Here is a 16888-nt window from a genome sequence, read left to right on the forward strand (position 1 = left end):
CACGCCCCGCCGCCAAGGAGGCTCAAGTGCCCCGAGAAGTCAGGGAAGTCGTCTTCGTCGACGGCGTCCGCACCCCGTTCGGCAAGGCGGGTGGGATGTACGCCAACACCCGCGCCGACGACCTCGTCATCCGCTGCATCCGCGAGCTGCTGCGCCGCAACCCGCAACTGCCGCCGGAGCGGGTCGACGAGGTGGCCATCGCCGCCACCACCCAGATCGGCGACCAGGGCCTGACGATCGGCCGTACCGCCGCCCTCCTGTCCGGTCTGCCCAAGACCGTCCCCGGCTACGCCATCGACCGGATGTGCGCCGGCGCGATGACCGCGGTGACCACAGTGGCCGGTGGCATCGCCATCGGCGCGTACGACGTGGCCATCGCCGGCGGTGTCGAGCACATGGGCCGGCACCCGATGGGCGAGGGCGTCGACCCCAACCCGCGCATCCTGGCCGAGAAGCTGGTCGACCCGTCCGCCCTGGTGATGGGCTCCACCGCGGAGAACCTGCACGACCGGGTCCCGCACATCACCAAGGAGCGCTCGGACGCCTTCGCGCTCGCCTCCCAGCAGAAGACCGCCAAGGCGTACGCCAACGGCAAGCTCCAGGACGACCTGGTGACCGTCGCGATCCGCGACCCCGAGACCGGCTGGGCCCTGGCCACCGTCGACGAGGCGCCCCGGGACACGTCGATGGAGAGGCTGGCCGGGCTGAAGACCCCCTTCCGCCCGCACGGCAAGGTCACCGCCGGCAACGCCGCCGGACTCAACGACGGCGCCACCGCCAGCCTGCTCGCCGCCGAGGAGGTCGCCCACGAACTCGGCCTGCCGATCGGCATGCGCCTGGTGTCGTACGGCTTCGTCGGGGTGGAGCCGGAGGTGATGGGGATCGGCCCGATCCCGTCCACCGAGAAGGCGCTGCGGATCGCCGGGCTGACCATCGACGACATCGGCCTGTTCGAGCTGAACGAGGCGTTCGCGGTCCAGGTCCTCACCTTCCTGGACCACTTCGGGATCGCCGACGACGACCCCCGGGTCAACCAGTGGGGTGGGGCGATCGCCATCGGCCACCCGCTCGCCTCCTCCGGCGTACGGCTGATGACCCAGCTCTCCCGGCAGTTCGCCGAGCACCCCGAGGTGCGGTACGGCATCACCGCCATGTGCATCGGGATCGGCATGGGCGGCACGGTCATCTGGGAGAACCCGCACTGGAACGGGGCAGATTCATGAGTCAGCTGCAGAACCCGAACGAGGTTGTCACCAGGGCGCTGCTGCGGCTGGTGAACGTACCCGGGCTGGACCGGCCGGCGGCGCTGATCACACTCGACAACGGCTTCGACCACAAGAAGCCGAACAGCCTCGGGCCGGCCGGACTGGCCAGCCTGGACGAGGCGATCACCGCCGCGCTGGCCGCCGAGCCGGCGTTGGTCGCGGTGACCGGGAAGCCGTACATCTTCTGTGTCGGCGCCGACGTGACCGGGATCCCGCTGGTCACCGACCGGGAGCAGGCGCTCGATATCGGCCGGCTCGGCCACCGGGTCTTCGCCCGGCTGCGCGACAGCGCCGTACCGACCTTCGCCTTCGTCAACGGTGCCGCGATGGGCGGCGGCCTGGAGCTGGCCCTGCACTGCCACTACCGGACCCTCTCCGGCGGGGCGGCTGCGTTGGCCCTGCCCGAGGTGTCGCTGGGCCTGGTGCCCGGCTGGGGCGGAACGCAGCTACTGCCGAACCTGATCGGCATCCCGATGGCCACCCAGGTGATCATCCAGAACCCGCTGATGCAGAACCGGATGCTCAAGCCGAAGCAGGCGGCCGAGATGGGCATCGCCGACGTACTGCTCGAACCGGCCGACTTCCTGGAACGGTCGCTGGAGTGGGCGGCCGGCGTGGTCCGGGGCACGGTCACGGTGACCCGACCCGAGGTCGACCGGGAGATGTGGGACGGGGTGATGTTCTTCGCCAAGCAGACGCTCGACGAGCGGCTGCACGGCGCGGTCCCGGCGGCGTACCGGGCGTTGGAACTGCTCGGCCTGGCCAAGGACGCACCGTTCGAGGCCGGTACGGCCGCCGAGGACGAGGCCCTGGCCGACCTGGTCCTCAGCGAGGAACTCCGCAGCGGCCTGTACGCCTTCGACCTGGTCCAGCGCCGGGCCCGCAAGCCCGTCGGCGCTCCCCCGGCGACGCTGGCCCGCCCGGTGACCAAGGTCGGCATCGTCGGCGCCGGTCTGATGGCCTCGCAGCTCGCGTTGCTGTTCGCCCGCCGGTTGCAGGTCCCGGTGGTGCTCACCGACCTCGACCAGAACCGGGTCGACAAGGGCGTGGCCTACGTCCACGGCGAGATCGAGAAGCTGCTCGGCAAGGGCCGGATGGACGCCGGTACGGCAGCCAAGCTGCGCGGGCTGGTCACCGGCTCGGTGGACAAGTCGGTCTTCGCCGACGCCGACTTCGTCATCGAGGCGGTCTTCGAGGATCTCGGGGTGAAGAAGCAGGTCTGGGCGGAACTGGAGAAGATCGTCTCCCCGGAGGCGGTGCTCGCCACGAACACCTCGTCGCTGTCGATCGGTGCGATGGCCGCCGACCTGGAGCACCCGGAGCGGGTGGTCGGGTTCCACTTCTTCAACCCGGTCGCGGTCCTCCCGCTGCTGGAGATCATCCGGGGCGAGCGGACCGACGACGCCACCCTGGCCACCGCGTTCGCGGTCGGCAAGGAGCTGCGCAAGTCCTGCGTACTGGTCTCGGACGCACCGGCGTTCGTGGTCAACCGGCTGCTCACCCGGTTCCTCGGGGAGATCTTCGCGGCGGTCGACGCGGGCACCCCGCTCGACGTGGCGAACACCGCCCTGGACCCGCTCGGGCTACCGATGCGCCCGCTGGCGCTGCTGCAACTGGTCGGGCCGGCGGTGGCGTACCACACCGGGGCGACGCTGCACGGTGCCTTCCCGGACCGGTTCGGGGTGAGCGAGAACCTGAAGCGGATCGCCGACGCCGGCCGGCCCCTGCTGGTCGACGGCGAGGTGGACCCCGAGGTCGCGGCCCTGCTCCAGGTGGGTGACCAGCCGCTCGACGCCGAACAGGTACGTCAGCGCGCCCTCGACGCACTCGCGCAGGAGGTCCGGCTGATGCTGGACGAGGGAGTGGTGGCCGCCGCGCCGGACATCGACCTGTGCCTGATCCTGGGCGCGGGGTGGCCGTTCCACCTGGGCGGCGTGACGCCGTACCTGGACCGGACCGGCACCTCCGAGCGGGTCACCGGCCAGCGCTTTCTGCCGTACGGCGTGGCCAGCCTGCCGGCCTGACCCGTCCTGGTCCACGGGGGCCGTTCGCCGCACGACGCGGTGGACGGCCCCCGCCGCGAGCGGGTCAGCGCAACTGCTGGGCGACGTCCTTGCCGGCCGACAGGATCTCGATGACCGGCAGGGGCTTCAACGGCGTGACGGGCGCCGATCCGGGTGGGGTTACCGGACCGGTGGGGCCGGCACGTCCGCCGTGCCACCGTCCGCCTGAGCCGACGCCGGAGCCGTTGTCGAGGCCGGGACGGCCCTAGGAGCCGGAGCCACGGCCGGTGATGCGGCCGGCGACGCGGGCACCACCACGGCCGAGGCCGCCACCACCGGGGTCGCGTCGGCGGCCGGCAGCGTCACGGTGACCTCCAGGCCCCCACCGGGCTGGGCCACCGCGGTCACCGCTCCCCCGTGCGCGTCGCAGACCGCCGAGACGATCGACAGCCCGAGTCCGGAGCCACGGGCACCGGTCCGCTCCCGGCCACCGCGCCGGAACGCCTCGAACAGCCCCGGCACGTCGGTCTGGTCCACCTCGAAGCCGGTGTTCCCGACCACCAACCGGACCTGCGCCGCGTCCGAACTGGTACGCACCCAGAGCCGGCCGTGCAGGTGGTTGTACCGGACCGCGTTCTCGATCAGGTTCCCGGCCAGCCGCTCCAGCAGGCTCGGGTCGCCGACCACCGGGGCCGGCTCCAGCGACGCGCTGACGTCCAGCCCCAGCCGTTTCACCTCCGAGCCCATGGCGGACAGCGCGGCGGCGGCACCGTCGGCCAGGTCGGTGGGGGCCTTGCGGCTGAGCCGGCGCCCCGACTGGGCCTCGCTTCGTGCCAGCACCAGCAGCGAGTCGACCAGCCCGTTCGCCCGCTCGGAGGCGTCCCGGACCACGGTCGCCATCCGGCGGTACTCGGCCACGTCCGCCTCGTCGTCGGCCATCGTCACGTCGATCTCGGTACGCATCACCGCCAGCGGCGTACGCAGCTCGTGCGAGGCGTTCGCGACGAAGCGTTTCTGCGCCTCGAACGCCCCGCCGATCCGGTCCAGCATGGCGTCGAAGGTGCCGGCCAGCTCGGCCACCTCGTCGTCCGCCCCGGAGTAGCGGATCCGCTGGTCGAGGGTGGCCTCACCGAGCCGGCGGGCGGTGGAGGTGACCTGGTGCAGCGGGCGCAGCGCCCGACCGGCGACCGCGTACGCGCCGGCCACCCCGACCACGCTGATCGCCAGCAGGGCGACGAACCCCTTGGCCAGCAGTTGCCGGGTGGCGGAGGAGGCCACCTCCTCCTGCCACTGCTGGGCGTCCAGCTGGGTGTTGTCGGCGAGTACCACGGTGGTGCCGGGGAGCAGGTCGTCGGCGGGCCGGAGCGCGGCGGTGACCAGCAGCCAGGCGAGCAGCAGCAGGATCGCCCCCGCACCGACCAGCAGTACGCCGTTGAGCAGGGTCAGCCGCAGCCGCAGGGTGGGCCGCAGCCGGGGCCGTCGACGGGTCAGGTAGACGGTCATGCGCCGACCTGCTCGGGCAGGTAGCGCTCCGGCATTCGGTAACCGGCGCCGACCACGGTCTCGATCAACGGCGGATCACCGAGCTTCTTGCGCAACGTCATCACGGTGACCCGGACGGTGGTGGTGAACGGGTCGGTGTTGGCGTCCCAGACCCGTTCCAGAAGCTCCTCGCTCGACACCACCGCACCCCGGGCCTTCAACAACTCCTCCAGCACGCCGAACTCCTTGCGGGTCAGGTCGACCGGTGCGCCCGCGCGGGTCGCCACCCGGCGGGCCGGGTCGACCACCAGGTCCGCGACGGTGAGCACCGGGGGCGCGGCCGGGGTGGCCCGCCGGCCGAGCGCCTGCACCCGGGCGACGAGCTCGTCGAAGGCGAACGGCTTGGGCAGGTAGTCGTCGGCCCCGAGTTGCAGCCCCTCCACCCGGTCGGCGACCGTACCGCTCGCGGTGAGCATGAGGACCCGGGTCAGCGCCCCGGACTCGACCAGGTCGGCGCAGATCTGGTCGCCGTGCACACCGGGCAGGTCCCGATCGAGTACGACCACGTCGTACCTGGTCACCATCGCCATCTCGTGCCCGGCGGTGCCGTCGTAGGCCACGTCGACCGCCATGCCCCGGCGGCGCAGCCCGCGAACGATCGCGTCGGCCAGATTCCGCTCGTCCTCCACCACCAGCACCCGCATCGCGACCTCCGAAGCTCGACTGTCCCCCGCCGTCCAGGAACAACCTAGCCGCGCCGACCAAACCCCAGCTCAGGTCGCCCCTGCCGGGGCGGTGTCGGGCTCCGGCCGGGGCCGGCCGCCGGTCAGCTCGGCAGGTGCCAGATGCCGATCGCCCCGCTGAGCTGGCGGCAGACCAGCAGTCCGTCCGTGACCCGGCAGTCACCGGAGACGTCGGGCACCACGGCCAGCGGCCGGGTTGACCCCGACGCCGGGTCGAGGTCGGCGACCCAGGTACGGCCGTCGTCCGACCTGATCCGTACGCCGATCAACCGGACCGGGTCCGCCGGCTTCCCGCTGCCCGGTGCGGCCCCGGCGCCCGGCGAGCGGCCGATCACCTGCCAGGAACCGAGGTCGCCGAGCACCCGACCGGTGGCCGGGTCGAGCACGTTCAGCCCGGCCGCCACCATCGGCCGCGCCTCGCTGCTCGCGAGCAGGTACGCCCCGACCGGCATCAGGTTGCTCCAGCGGGGATCGCTCCAGCGGACCGCCCCGGTGGCCGGGTCGAGCACCCGTACGCCGCCCTGCGGGCGGAACGTGCAGAGCAGCGGGCCGCACGGCTGCGGCCACGGTTCCCGGTCGACGTCCCAGTCGATCGTCCACCGCCGGTCGAACGCGTCCAACCCGTACGCGGTGAGGCTCTGCGGGCCGTCGGGGACCAGCAGCAGGTCGCCGACGACCTGTGGCGGCCACTGACCGCTGCCGAGCGCGGGCGGGTGGGGCAGGTCCGCCGACCGGACCACCGCACCGGAGCCGAGGTCGCGTACCTCGATCCGGCCGGTTGTCCCCCTGGTCACGGCCACCTCCGGCAGCGGCCCCTCGGGGCCGGGGTCGGCGGACCCGGCCGGCGCGGCGTAACCGCGTACGACGCCGGCGGGCAGGGGGAGCGACCAGTGCACCGCCCCGGTGTCCGGGGCCACCGACTCCAGGGTGCCGGCGGACAGGACACCCCAGCCGTTCGGGGAGTCGTCCCAGCCGGGTCCACCGGCACCGACGTCGGTGTCCGGTACCCAGAGCAGGATGTCGCCGCTGGCGCTGGCCGTCTCGTAGGTGGCCGTACGGAGCCAGGAGATGGCCCCGGTGGCGGTGTCGACCCCGACCGTCCGCCGGGGTGCCACCGAACCCCAGTCCGAGGTGAGGACCAGCGTGTGACCGATCAGGGTGTGCCCGCCCAGGGGGCCCGGTACCGGCATCCGGACCTGCCACAGGAGCGCGCCGTCGGCCAGCCGGAACGCGCTGACCTGCTGCCGGGGCTCGGTGGAGGTGTCGACCGGGTCGATCACGAAGATCCGGTCGGTGCCGGTGACCATCGACGCGCCCAGCCGGGCGGGAATGGTCGCCACCGACAACGGGGGCGGCCCGACGCCGGCCGCGGTCACGGTGGCGAGCAGCACCGCCAGCACGGCGGCGATCCGGACCCACCGGTTGGCGAGCCAGGCACGGGCCAGTGGCCGCTCCTCGACCGGCTGCTCGGTGAGCCGATCACCGAGGTCGATCTCGATCACCGGCCACCCCTCCGTCCGAACCTCGTGTTGCCGTCCGGAGCGGTTGTCGTACCGGCGGTCGGACCGGGGGCCCGCGAGTCCATTCTCAACCGGCTGGCCCGACTCGCCCCGGCGCCCGCCTGTACGATGTCGCGTCGTGGCAATCCCGGTAGTAAATAACAATTCGGACACGGATCCCGCGTCGGAGGCACGCACCGGGTCGGACGACGCCCCCGCACCGGCGGCCTCCGACCAACCGCGCGTACGCCGACCGTACCGGAAGCCGGCCCGCGCCGACGTGCTCGCCATCGGGGCATACGTCCTGCTCGGGGTGGTGGTCTGCGCCAACTACTGGGTGGACATCCAGTACCGGGTGTCGTCGCACCTGCCGACCGACCACAGCTGGTTCGAGTGGCTCCTCTCACACGGCGCCTACTCGGTCCGGCACTGGGAGAACCCGCTCTTCTCGGCCCGGCAGAACGCCCCGGACGGGGTCAACATGATGGCGAACACCTCGGTGCTCGGCATCAGCCTGCCGCTGGCCCCGCTGACCATGCTGTTCGGTCCGCAGGTCACGTACGCGATCTACCTGGGCGGGGCGCTCGCGGCCACCGCCGGCACCTCGTACTGGATGCTCTCCCGGCACCTGGTCACCTCGCGCGGTGCCGCGTTCGTCGGCGGGGCGTTCCTCGGCTTCGCGCCGGGGATCGTGCACCACGCCAACGGCCAGCCGAACTTCGTCTCGAACTTCCTGCTGCCGATCATCGTGGTCCGGGTGCTGCGCCTCGGCGAGCCCGGCCGCTGGCTGCGCAACGGGCTGGTGCTGGGGCTGCTGGTCGCGTACCAGATCTTCATCAACGAGGAGATGCTGCTGCTCACGGCGCTCGCCCTGCTGGTGGTCGTGGCCGCGTACGCGGTGCAGCGGTGGTCGGCGGTACGCGCCCAGGCGGTGCCGTTCCTGCTCTCGATGGGCGTCGGCGGGGCGCTCGCCCTGCTGCTCGCCGGCTACCCGATCTGGTACCAGTTCAACGGCCCCCAGTCCTACCGGGGGTTGCAGGGCGGGATCTTCCACAACTGGGGCGAGGACCTGTCCGCGTTCGTCACCTACTCCCGGGACACCATCGCCGGCTCCGAGGCGGTGGAGAAGACCATCGGCATGACCGAGCAGAACACCTGGTTCGGCTGGCCGCTCGTCGGTCTCGCCCTGCTGGTGATCGTGCTGCTCTGGCGTACCTCGCTGGCGGCGCGGACGGCCGCCGTACTCGCCCTGGTCTTCGGCGTCGCCTCGATCGGGCCGTTCGTCCGGGTCGGCGGGGTCGAGACCGAGGTCCGGGGCCCGTGGAGCTTCATCCCGGACGACCTTCCGCTGGTCGAGATGATGATGCCGACCCGGCTGAGCCTGGTCGTCGCCGCCGTGGTCGGGGTGCTGATCGCGCTGGCCTGGGACGCGGTGGCGACCACCGCCGCCGGCGACGGGCCGCAGCGGCGCAGGGTCAGGATCCTGGCGTACGCCGCGATCGCGCTCGCGCTGCTGCCGCTGGTGCCCAAGCCCCTGCCCGCGATGCACATCGACCCGCCGCCGCACTTCATCACCAGTGACGAGTGGAAGCCGTACGTGCCGGCCGGACGCACCCTGGTGCCGGTGCCCGTGCCCAGCAACGTGCACGGCCTGTCGACGCTGCGCTGGAGCGCGCTGACCGAGCACGAGTTCCCGGTGCCGGGAGGCTACTTCATCGGCCCGAACGCCGAGGGGCAGGGCGTGTTCGGCGCCACCACCCTCCCCACCGCCATGCTGATGTACGTCACGATCGACACCGGCCAGGTCCCCGACATCACCCCGGAGCAGCGGGCCCGTGCCGTCGAGGACCTGCGGTTCTGGCGTGCCTCGGTGGTGGTGCTCGGCGACCACCCGAAGGTGGACGCGCTGCGCGGCCTGATGACCGCACTGATCGGGCCACCCCAGCGGGTCGACGACGTCTGGCTCTGGGACGTACGCGCCCTGGTCGGCTGACCCGCCGGACCGGGCCGGCTACGGGACCTGGGCGCGGACGTCCCAGACCCAGGCCCCGGAGATCATCCGGCCCGGTCCCAGCAGCAGGTCCACGGTCTCCTTGACCGGGCCGCCCCGGTGCAGGCCGCCCTGGACCACCACGGCGGCCCGCCAGTACCGCAGGTCCTCGATCGCCTGCCGCCGCTGCTCGTCACCGATCGGGGGCACCTCGCCGGTGAACGCGACCCGGTCGAGCAGCACCGCCGTCGGCCGGTCCGGTGCACCCCACCGGGCCCGCCGGTCGTCCGGGCCCATCGGCCCGATGAAGTAGCCGCCCGGCGCGGTGAACGCCAACCCGGTCCGGGCCGACCAGTACATGCCGGCGGTCGCCTCACCGCCCCGGGTCGGGGGCACCGGCACGATGGTGCGCCCCGGCGGGACGTAGGACCGCCACTCGCCGGTGGCCACGAACTCCGGCACCGGCCAGGTCGGCACCGTACGCAGCGGCAGCGGCGCCACCGGCAGCGCCACGGCGAGCAGCGCCCCGGCCCAGATCAGCCGGACCGGGAGCCCCCCGGTCCGGGCGGCCGGGCCCCGGCGGAAGACCTCGTCGGTGGCCAACGCGAGCAGGACCGCCAGCATCGGCAGGCAGATCAGCGGGAACCGGGCCGGCACCGCCAGGTCGATCAGCGGCAGCTCGGCGAGCAGCCGGTACGGCCCGGTCAGCCCGGTCGGCCGGCCGTCCAGCCGGATCTCGTCACCCAGCGACAGTACGGCGAAGACCACCACCCCGACCGCGAGCACCTTCACCAGCGGCCGGCGCCACAGCCAGACCACCACCACGGCACAGAGGACGAGCAGCGGCAGCCCGAAGAACGAGTTCTCCTCGGTCGGGTTCGGCGACAGCAGCCCCGGTACGGAGTCGTGCCCGGTCAGCGACTGGCGGGCGGACGCGGTGAACGAGTTGATGTCGAGGGCGTACCCGCCGGGGTCGAAGGGCAGCCCCTGGTAGTGGCCCGGACCGAGGAACTGGAACCAGAGCGGGTACGCCAGCAGCACCGCCGCGACCAGCGCACCGATCCCGAGCCGGCCGAGGAAGGCCCGGCCGATCCGGCGTACGGTGGCCGGGCTCGCCGCCGCGTACGCGACCGTGAACAGGCCGCAGGCCAGGACCAGGAAAACGAGCACCTCCTCGCCGAGGAACACCTGGTAGGCGACGAGCAGCCCGAGCAGCACACCGCGCCGGAGCACCCGGTCGGTCGCCGGGGCGAACACCACCGCGAGGATCGCCGGGACCAGGAACTGCGAGATCATGTGCAGGTGGCCGGTGGCCTGGGAGACCATGCCGGGGGCGAACCCGCAGAGCAGCCCGCCGACGGCGGCGGCGAACCGGGACCGGACCAGCCGGCGGGACAGGAAGAGGTACCAGGCGGCGGCGGTGCCGGCCAGCGAGCCGACGATGGCCAGCAGGAACGCGGTGTGCGAGCCGAACAGCAGGGTCACCGGGGTGAGCGGGACGCCCAGGCCGAGCACCGACGTGTTGGCCATCAGGTTGACCCCGTCGGGGGCGTTGAGCGCGGTGCTGTGCAGCGGGTTCTCCAGGTGGGTCACCGCGTGCGCGGCGCGGGCCAGCATCCACTCGAAGAGCAGCTGGTCGTTGCCGGCCCGGGTGTTGTGGTCCGGGTGCAGCCAGAGCCGGGCGGTGACGTACCCGCCGGCGAGCAGGTATCCCGCCACCACCGCCAGGTCGACCAGCCACGGACGGCCGCGCCACCCGGCGACGATCCGGGTACGCAGACGCCGTACCGCCGACGGGGGTGAGCCGGCCGGTGGGGTGCCGCCGTCCGGCGTACCGGGAGAGGTGTCCGCACCCGCGGTGACCACCGCGGTCCGGGCCGGTTCCGCTCCCCCGGTCGGATTCATCCGACCGGTACCGGTGTTCCGCCGCCGGCCCGGCCGGCTCCGGTCCGCCGCATCAGCTACTCGGGGCGGTCAGGGTACGGATGTCCCACAACCAGACGTCGTCCACCCGCCGGCCGGGGCCGACGATCTGCTCCACGGTCCGGCGCAGCGGTTCGGCGTTCTTCTCCCGGACCGGGAGCACCAGGATCGCCGCCTGCCAGTGCCGGAGTTCGTCCATCGAGCGGCGCCGCTCGCGGTCGGTCAGGGTGAGCACCCGCCCGGTGGTCGAGACCTGGTCCAGCAGTTCGCTGACCCCGCTCGGCCGGCCACCGAAGCGACCCGGATCGCCGGTGTTCCCGTTGCGCGGGGCCAGGAAGTAACCCCCGGGGATCTTGAAGTCGAGGTTGGTCGAGGCGGCCCAGCGCATCCCGTTGGTGTGTCCCATCGCCGGCACCGGCACCGGCACCAGGGACTGGTCCGGGCCGACGAACTGCCGCCAGTGCCCGGACGAGATGAAGTCCGGTACGGCCGGTCGGGAGGTCATCTTCAGCGGCAGCGGGATGAGCGGGAGCAGGACGACGGCCAGCGCGGTGACCACACCGACCCGGCGGATCCGGCGGTCGACGCTCTCCAGGGACCAGGCCCGGTCGACGGCGAGGGCGAGCAGGATGCCGATCACCACGGTCGTGATCAGACCGAACCGGGTCGGCACCACCGCGTCGAGCAGCGGCAGCTTGACCAGCCACTCCCACGGACCCCAGAACAGGTCCCGGTTCCAGTAGGAGACCCGCTCACCCAACGACAGGATCGCGAAGAGCAGCCCGGTGAAGGCGAGCGCCCGTACGATCACCTCGCGCCGCAGCCAGATCACGATGCCCACGGTGAGCAGGGCCAGGCCCCAGCCGAAGAAGGCGTTCTCCTCGGAGTAGTTCGGTGCCAGGTTGGCGTTGGCCCGCTCGTTGCCACCGAGGGTCGGCGAACCGGGGCTGACGAACGCGGCCAGGTCGTTGCCGTAGTCGCGGACCGCGTCGCTGAGCCCGTGGTACGCCTGCCGCCCGGCGAACTGCACGTAGAGCGGGTACGCCAGCAGGGCGACCGCGAGCACCGCGCAGACCGCCAGCCCACCGGCCAGCGGTCGCCAGGCGGTACGGAACCGGCCGGGCTGCTGCGCCAGCACGGCGGCCAGGAAGACACCGCAGGCCAGGGCGGTGAAGAGCAGGATCTCCTCGTTGATGAACGCCTGGTAGCTGACCAGCAGCGCGAGGATGATGCCGTCGCGCACGACCCGGGTGGAGCGGGTCAGCAGGATGACCCGCCAGACGATGAACGGCAGCAGGAACTGGGAGATGATGTTCGGGTGCCAACTGGCGTGTGACAGCAGCGCCGGGGAGAACCCGCAGAACCAGCCGCCGACGATCGCCGCGATCGGGTTGCGGACGACGTACCGCGACAGGACGAAGTACCAGGCCGAGGCGGTGCCGGCGAGGCCGAGCGTCACCAGGACCACGAAGGACACCGCCGGCCCGAACAGCAGTGTCACCGGGATCATCGGAATGCCCAGCCCGAGGATGGCGGTGTTCGCCATCAGGTTGACCCCGTCAGGATAGTTCAGCCGGTCGGTGAAGAACGGGTATTCGCCGTGCAACACCACCCGTACGGAGTGGGCCAGGAAGAACTGCACCTGGGCCGGGTCGCTGCTGTAGAGCGACGCCACCCGACCGGCCGGATCGAGCCAGATCTGGCTGGTCACCCAGAACGCGGCGAGCAGGAACGCACCGAAGACCAGCAGGTCACGGCGGCGGGTCGGCCAGCGGCGCACGGGCGTACCCGGGTTGCCGGAGCGGTCCGCGGTGCCCCGGTCCGAACCGGAGGGCGGTGGCGTCGGTGTCGTACCGGCGGTGGTGCCGTCCGCCTCGACGGCTCCACCGTCCGCATCGACGGAAACCGGGCCCTGCTCACCGGTCGGGTCAATGGCAGCGGGCCCGCCGGACCCGGGTGCCTCCGGATCCGGTGTGGTTTCGAGACGTGGCTCGGCAAGCGTCACAGTCGGCGGAGTCTACCGGAGCGTCACGGACGTATCGGACGGCACGTACGGGATTGCGCAACGAGATCCGGACGGCACGCGTGGGCCGCCAAAAGCTGGGACGGCTTTGCCAGGTGACGCCCGAGCCCCGCCCGAGATCTCGTAGGATGTGGCTTCCGCACGCCAACGGGATCGGGGGCTTTCAGGTGGGTTCGGTCCGTCGTGGCGGCGTTTTGGCCACGGTGCTGGCATCGGCACTGCTCATCACCGGTTGCGGCCCGAGCACGGTGGAGCCGTCCGATCCGCTCCGCGTCGGTGCCGACTCCCGCGACGGCTCGCTGGAGGTCTGGCCGGCCCGGGGCGGGCTGACCGGCGATCCACAGGCGACGGCCGCGGTCACCCGGGCGGTGACGGACTGGCGTTCCCCGGTCGACGACCGGGTGCACGTCTCCTCGTCCGGCATCCTCTGGCTCGGGCAGCTCGACGGCGGCCCGCCGGTGGCCCTGGTCGCCGCGGACGTGCCGGGCGACGCCGCCTCCTGGTTGCTCCAGCTCACGGGGCGGGGCGCCGAGTTCGAGGTCACCAACGCCGTCGACTACTCCGACCCGGGCTACCTGATCTACTCCGACGTGCTGCCGGTCGTGGTGCCGGAGGGCCGCCGGTACCTGACCTCGACCCGGGTGGAGCGGCTGCTCGGCCCGGACGGCAAGCCGTTGACGGTGACCGACGGGGTCAGCGCACCGGTGGCCGTACCGCGCTGCGGTGCGGTGCCGATCACCGCCCGGCTGCGCAGCACCGAGTCGCTGCCGCAGGGCAAGGCGAACGACCGGCTGATCGACCTCGGCACCGGGATCGCCGGGCCGCGTTACCCGCTGGTGGTCGACGAGTCCGGGTCCGGGTTGAGTGCCCTGGAGGGGCTGGACACCTGTTCGCTGGCCACTTTGACGGGTCCGTTCGGGAGCGTTCCGCGCCAGATCCACGACCGGGTCCACCTCGGCTCGGTGCCGACGTCCTGGCCGGCCGACCGGGTCGCCACGAAGCCGCTCGGGCAGGTCCGGTTCGGTTCGGAGAAAGCCGGCCGACTCGACCAGCTCTCCTGGCACACCGACGCGGGCATGATGAACGCGGTCGTCCTGCGGCCGGCACAGGGGGCACCGGTGGCCTCCGAGGCGGACCGGGTGAACCCGTTGCAGGCGTACGAGCTGCCCACGCCGGAACGGAACCTGGTGGTCCTGGTCTGGCGGGCCAACTCGGAGACCAACCTGGCCCTACCGGCGGGCGTGACCCGTCTGGTGGACCGGCCGGGCTTGGCCGTGGTCGAGAAACCGGCCACCCGGGTGACGTTCACCCTCACCACCGCCGACAAGTCCTACCAGCGCCAGATGGGCGGCCGGTAGACACTCGCCGTCCCGGCAATCGGGTACGAGGGCGGTCGGTCGGCAGCACGCGGCACCCGCGCGGAGACACGAACCGCCGGTGGGGACAACCGGTGACCGGTCATCCCCACCGGCGGTGGAGTCGTTCGCGGGTCAGGCCCGGCCGTTGCGGCCCTTGGCCCGTTCCCCGGTGGCCGGGCGGTCCCCGTTTCCGGCGGGAATCCGAACCTCGACCGGCTCGATCGGCGCGTCGAGGCGGGACACCCAGCCGGTGACGTCACGGGCCACGTCCTGGGCGGTCAGGCCCAGGTCGGCGAGGATCTGCGCGCGGGTGCCGTGCGGTTGGAAGACCGACGGCACACCGAGGTCGCGCAGCGGCACCAGCAGGTCGGCGTCGCGCATCGCCTTGGCCAGCGCGTCACCGACACCACCGGCGCGTACGCCGTCCTCGACGGTCACCACCAGCCGGTGCGAACCGGCGAGCGTGACCAGGTCCTCGGGGATCGGGCGGACCCAGCGCGGGTCGACCACGGTGACCCCGTAGCCCTGCTCGGCCACCCGGGCCGCGACCTCGACGCCGAGCTGTGCGAACGCGCCGACGGCGACCAGCAGGACGTCCTTGCGCGCCGACTCCGCGAGTACGTCCACCGTGCCGACCCGGCGGACCGCCGGCAGGTCCTTGGCGATCGAACCGGTCGGGAAGCGCAGGATGGTCGGACCGTCGTCGACGGCGACCGCCTCGCGCAACTCGGCGCGGAGCGTGGCGGCGTCGCGGGGGGCGGCGATCCGCAGGCCGGGCACCACTCCGAAGACGGACATGTCCCAGATTCCGTAGTGGCTCGGCCCGTCCGGGCCGGTGATGCCGGCCCGGTCCAGCACGAAGGTGACCGGCAGCTTGTGCATCGCCACGTCGAGCAGGACCTGGTCGAAGGCCCGGTTGAGGAAGGTCGCGTAGACCGCCACCACCGGGTGCAGGCCGCCGAAGGCGAGCCCGGCCGCCGAGGTGGCCGCGTGCTGCTCGGCGATGCCCACGTCGTACACCCGCTCGGGGTACTTACGGGCCAGCGAGGCGATGCCGGTCGGCTCGGCCATGGCGGCGGTGATGCCGACCACGTCGGGCCGCTCGTCGGCGATCGCGACCAGTTCGTTGGCGAACACGTGGGTCCACTTCACCGACGGCGCGGCGAGCGCCTTGCCGGTGGCCACGTCGAAGGCGCTCGGGCCGTGGAAGCAGTCGGCCTCGTCCTCTTCGGCCGGCCGGTAGCCGTAGCCCTTGCGGGTGACCGCGTGCACGATGACCGGCCCGCCGAAGCCCCGGGCCCGGCGCAGGGCCGACTCGACCGCGGCCACGTCGTGCCCGTCGACCGGGCCGATGTACTTGATGCCGAGGTCCTCGAACATCGCCTGCGGCGTGACCGCGTCCTTGATGCCCTTCTTGACCGCGTGCAGCACCTCGTACATCGGACGGCCGACCAGGGGCGTCGAGCCGAGGGCGTCCTTCACCACGTCGAGCACCCGCTCGTAGCCGGGGTTGAGCCGCAGCGTGGAGAGGTGGTCGGCCAGGCCGCCGATGGTGGGCGCGTACGACCGGCCGTTGTCGTTGACCACGATGACCAGTGGGTTGCGGGCGGCGGCGATGTTGTTCAGCGCCTCCCAGCACATGCCCCCGGTGAGCGCGCCGTCGCCGACCACCGCGACCACGTCGCGGCGTTCACCCCGCAGGGCGTAGGCCTTGGCCAGCCCGTCCGCGTAGGAGAGTGCGGTCGAGGCGTGCGAGTTCTCGATCAGGTCGTGCTCGCTCTCGGCCTGGCTCGGGTAGCCGGAGAGCCCGCCGCGCTGGCGGAGCTTGTCGAACCCGTCCTGCCGCCCGGTCACCATCTTGTGCACGTACGCCTGGTGCCCGGTGTCGAACAGGAACCGGTCGCGGGGCGAGTCGAAGACCCGGTGCATGGCGAGAGTCAGCTCGACCACGCCGAGGTTGGGGCCGAGATGGCCACCGGTGCGGGACACCTTGGCGACCAGGAAGTCCCGGATCTCGGCGGCGAGCAGGTCGAGTTCCTCGGCCGACATCCGCTTGACGTCCTGGGGGCCGCGGACGGTAGCCAGCAGCCGGCCCGGGTTGGCCGCACCCTCTTCAACTCTCATGACCGGAGAGTCTATCGGCCCCGGGGGCGAGTGCAGCCCGGGCCGGAATCGTGCGCCGTTATTCGTCCGAGGGGCGGGCCTGCTGACATCCGGCTCAGCTCGTACGCCGATCAGGCAACCGATTCTGGCGGATCATCGGCAACTCCGGACGGTAACGAACCGGGTGCTCCGAGGGGTGGCGACGTTAATATGGCGGTAACAACCTCCTCGTCTTGAGGTGTTCCGTATGTTGCCTCGTAGTACCCGTCGCAACCGATCGGGCAGGGACGTCCGGCACCCCCAGAAATCCGGGGGGTACGCCACCGGCCAGCTCCTGGGCCTGCTCGTCGTCCTCCTGATCGGCCTTCCTTTCCTCCCCCTACTCCTGCTGATCATCCTCTGGATCCGTCTGAAGGACCGGACCCAGGGCCGGCCGGACCGGCAGGCCGCCGCCACCCGACGCGCTCTGGCGCACGGCCTGCTCTGACCCAGCGTGACC

Annotated in this window: 10 protein-coding genes and 1 pseudogene; 5 read left to right on the top strand and 6 right to left on the bottom strand. The window is 72.3% G+C overall.

What is annotated here, in order from left to right; genetic code table 11:
- Positions 1-26: 26 nt before the first annotated feature.
- On the top strand, positions 27-1223 hold the full coding sequence (locus OIE47_RS04305; RefSeq protein ID WP_326560183.1) for a thiolase family protein: 1197 nt from the start codon (positions 27-29) through the stop codon (positions 1221-1223).
- On the top strand, positions 1220-3289 hold the full coding sequence (locus tag OIE47_RS04310; RefSeq protein WP_326560184.1) for a 3-hydroxyacyl-CoA dehydrogenase NAD-binding domain-containing protein: 2070 nt from the start codon (positions 1220-1222) through the stop codon (positions 3287-3289). The genes OIE47_RS04305 and OIE47_RS04310 overlap by 4 nt, the downstream gene beginning before the upstream one ends.
- 324 nt (positions 3290-3613) lie before the next feature.
- On the opposite strand, the pseudogene OIE47_RS04315 reads toward OIE47_RS04310, so the two are convergent.
- The 3 genes and pseudogenes from OIE47_RS04315 to OIE47_RS04325 all read right to left on the bottom strand — a co-directional run.
- Positions 3614-4759, bottom strand: a pseudogene (locus tag OIE47_RS04315) (sensor histidine kinase); the annotation flags it as partial.
- A gap of 8 nt (positions 4760-4767) precedes the next feature.
- Entirely contained in the window at positions 4768-5454 is a 687-nt protein-coding gene (locus OIE47_RS04320) for a response regulator transcription factor (protein ID WP_326560185.1), read from the bottom strand.
- 122 nt (positions 5455-5576) lie between these two features.
- Positions 5577-6995: a hypothetical protein gene (locus tag OIE47_RS04325; RefSeq protein WP_326560186.1), complete on the bottom strand. Its 1419-nt coding sequence runs from the start codon at positions 6993-6995 to the stop codon at positions 5577-5579.
- A 142-nt stretch (positions 6996-7137) separates the two neighbouring features.
- On the opposite strand from OIE47_RS04325, the gene OIE47_RS04330 reads away from it, so the two are divergent.
- Positions 7138-8985 (top strand): hypothetical protein, encoded by a 1848-nt coding sequence (locus tag OIE47_RS04330; protein ID WP_442792130.1) that lies wholly within the window; start codon positions 7138-7140, stop codon positions 8983-8985.
- Between the two features lie 18 nt (positions 8986-9003).
- On the opposite strand, the gene OIE47_RS04335 is transcribed toward OIE47_RS04330, so the two are convergent.
- Positions 9004-10887: a hypothetical protein gene (locus OIE47_RS04335; RefSeq protein WP_326560188.1), complete on the bottom strand. Its 1884-nt coding sequence runs from the start codon at positions 10885-10887 to the stop codon at positions 9004-9006.
- Positions 10888-10939: 52 nt separating this feature from the next.
- On the bottom strand, positions 10940-12838 hold the full coding sequence (locus OIE47_RS04340; RefSeq protein WP_442792131.1) for a hypothetical protein: 1899 nt from the start codon (positions 12836-12838) through the stop codon (positions 10940-10942).
- Between the two features lie 218 nt (positions 12839-13056).
- On the opposite strand from OIE47_RS04340, the gene OIE47_RS04345 reads away from it, so the two are divergent.
- Entirely contained in the window at positions 13057-14286 is a 1230-nt protein-coding gene (locus OIE47_RS04345) for a hypothetical protein (RefSeq protein ID WP_442792047.1), read from the top strand.
- 132 nt (positions 14287-14418) lie between these two features.
- Here the strand turns inward: OIE47_RS04345 and dxs are convergent, their stop codons facing one another.
- Positions 14419-16410 carry a 1-deoxy-D-xylulose-5-phosphate synthase gene (gene dxs, locus OIE47_RS04350; protein WP_326560189.1) on the bottom strand — a complete coding sequence of 664 codons (1992 nt, stop codon included), beginning with the start codon at positions 16408-16410 and terminating at the stop codon, positions 14419-14421.
- Between the two features lie 226 nt (positions 16411-16636).
- On the opposite strand from dxs, the gene OIE47_RS04355 reads away from it, so the two are divergent.
- Entirely contained in the window at positions 16637-16876 is a 240-nt protein-coding gene (locus tag OIE47_RS04355; protein WP_326560190.1) for a hypothetical protein, read from the top strand.
- Positions 16877-16888: the final 12 nt, after the last annotated feature.

This window comes from Micromonospora sp. NBC_01796, from assembly GCF_035917455.1.
Classification (GTDB): Bacteria; Actinomycetota; Actinomycetes; order Mycobacteriales; family Micromonosporaceae; genus Micromonospora_G.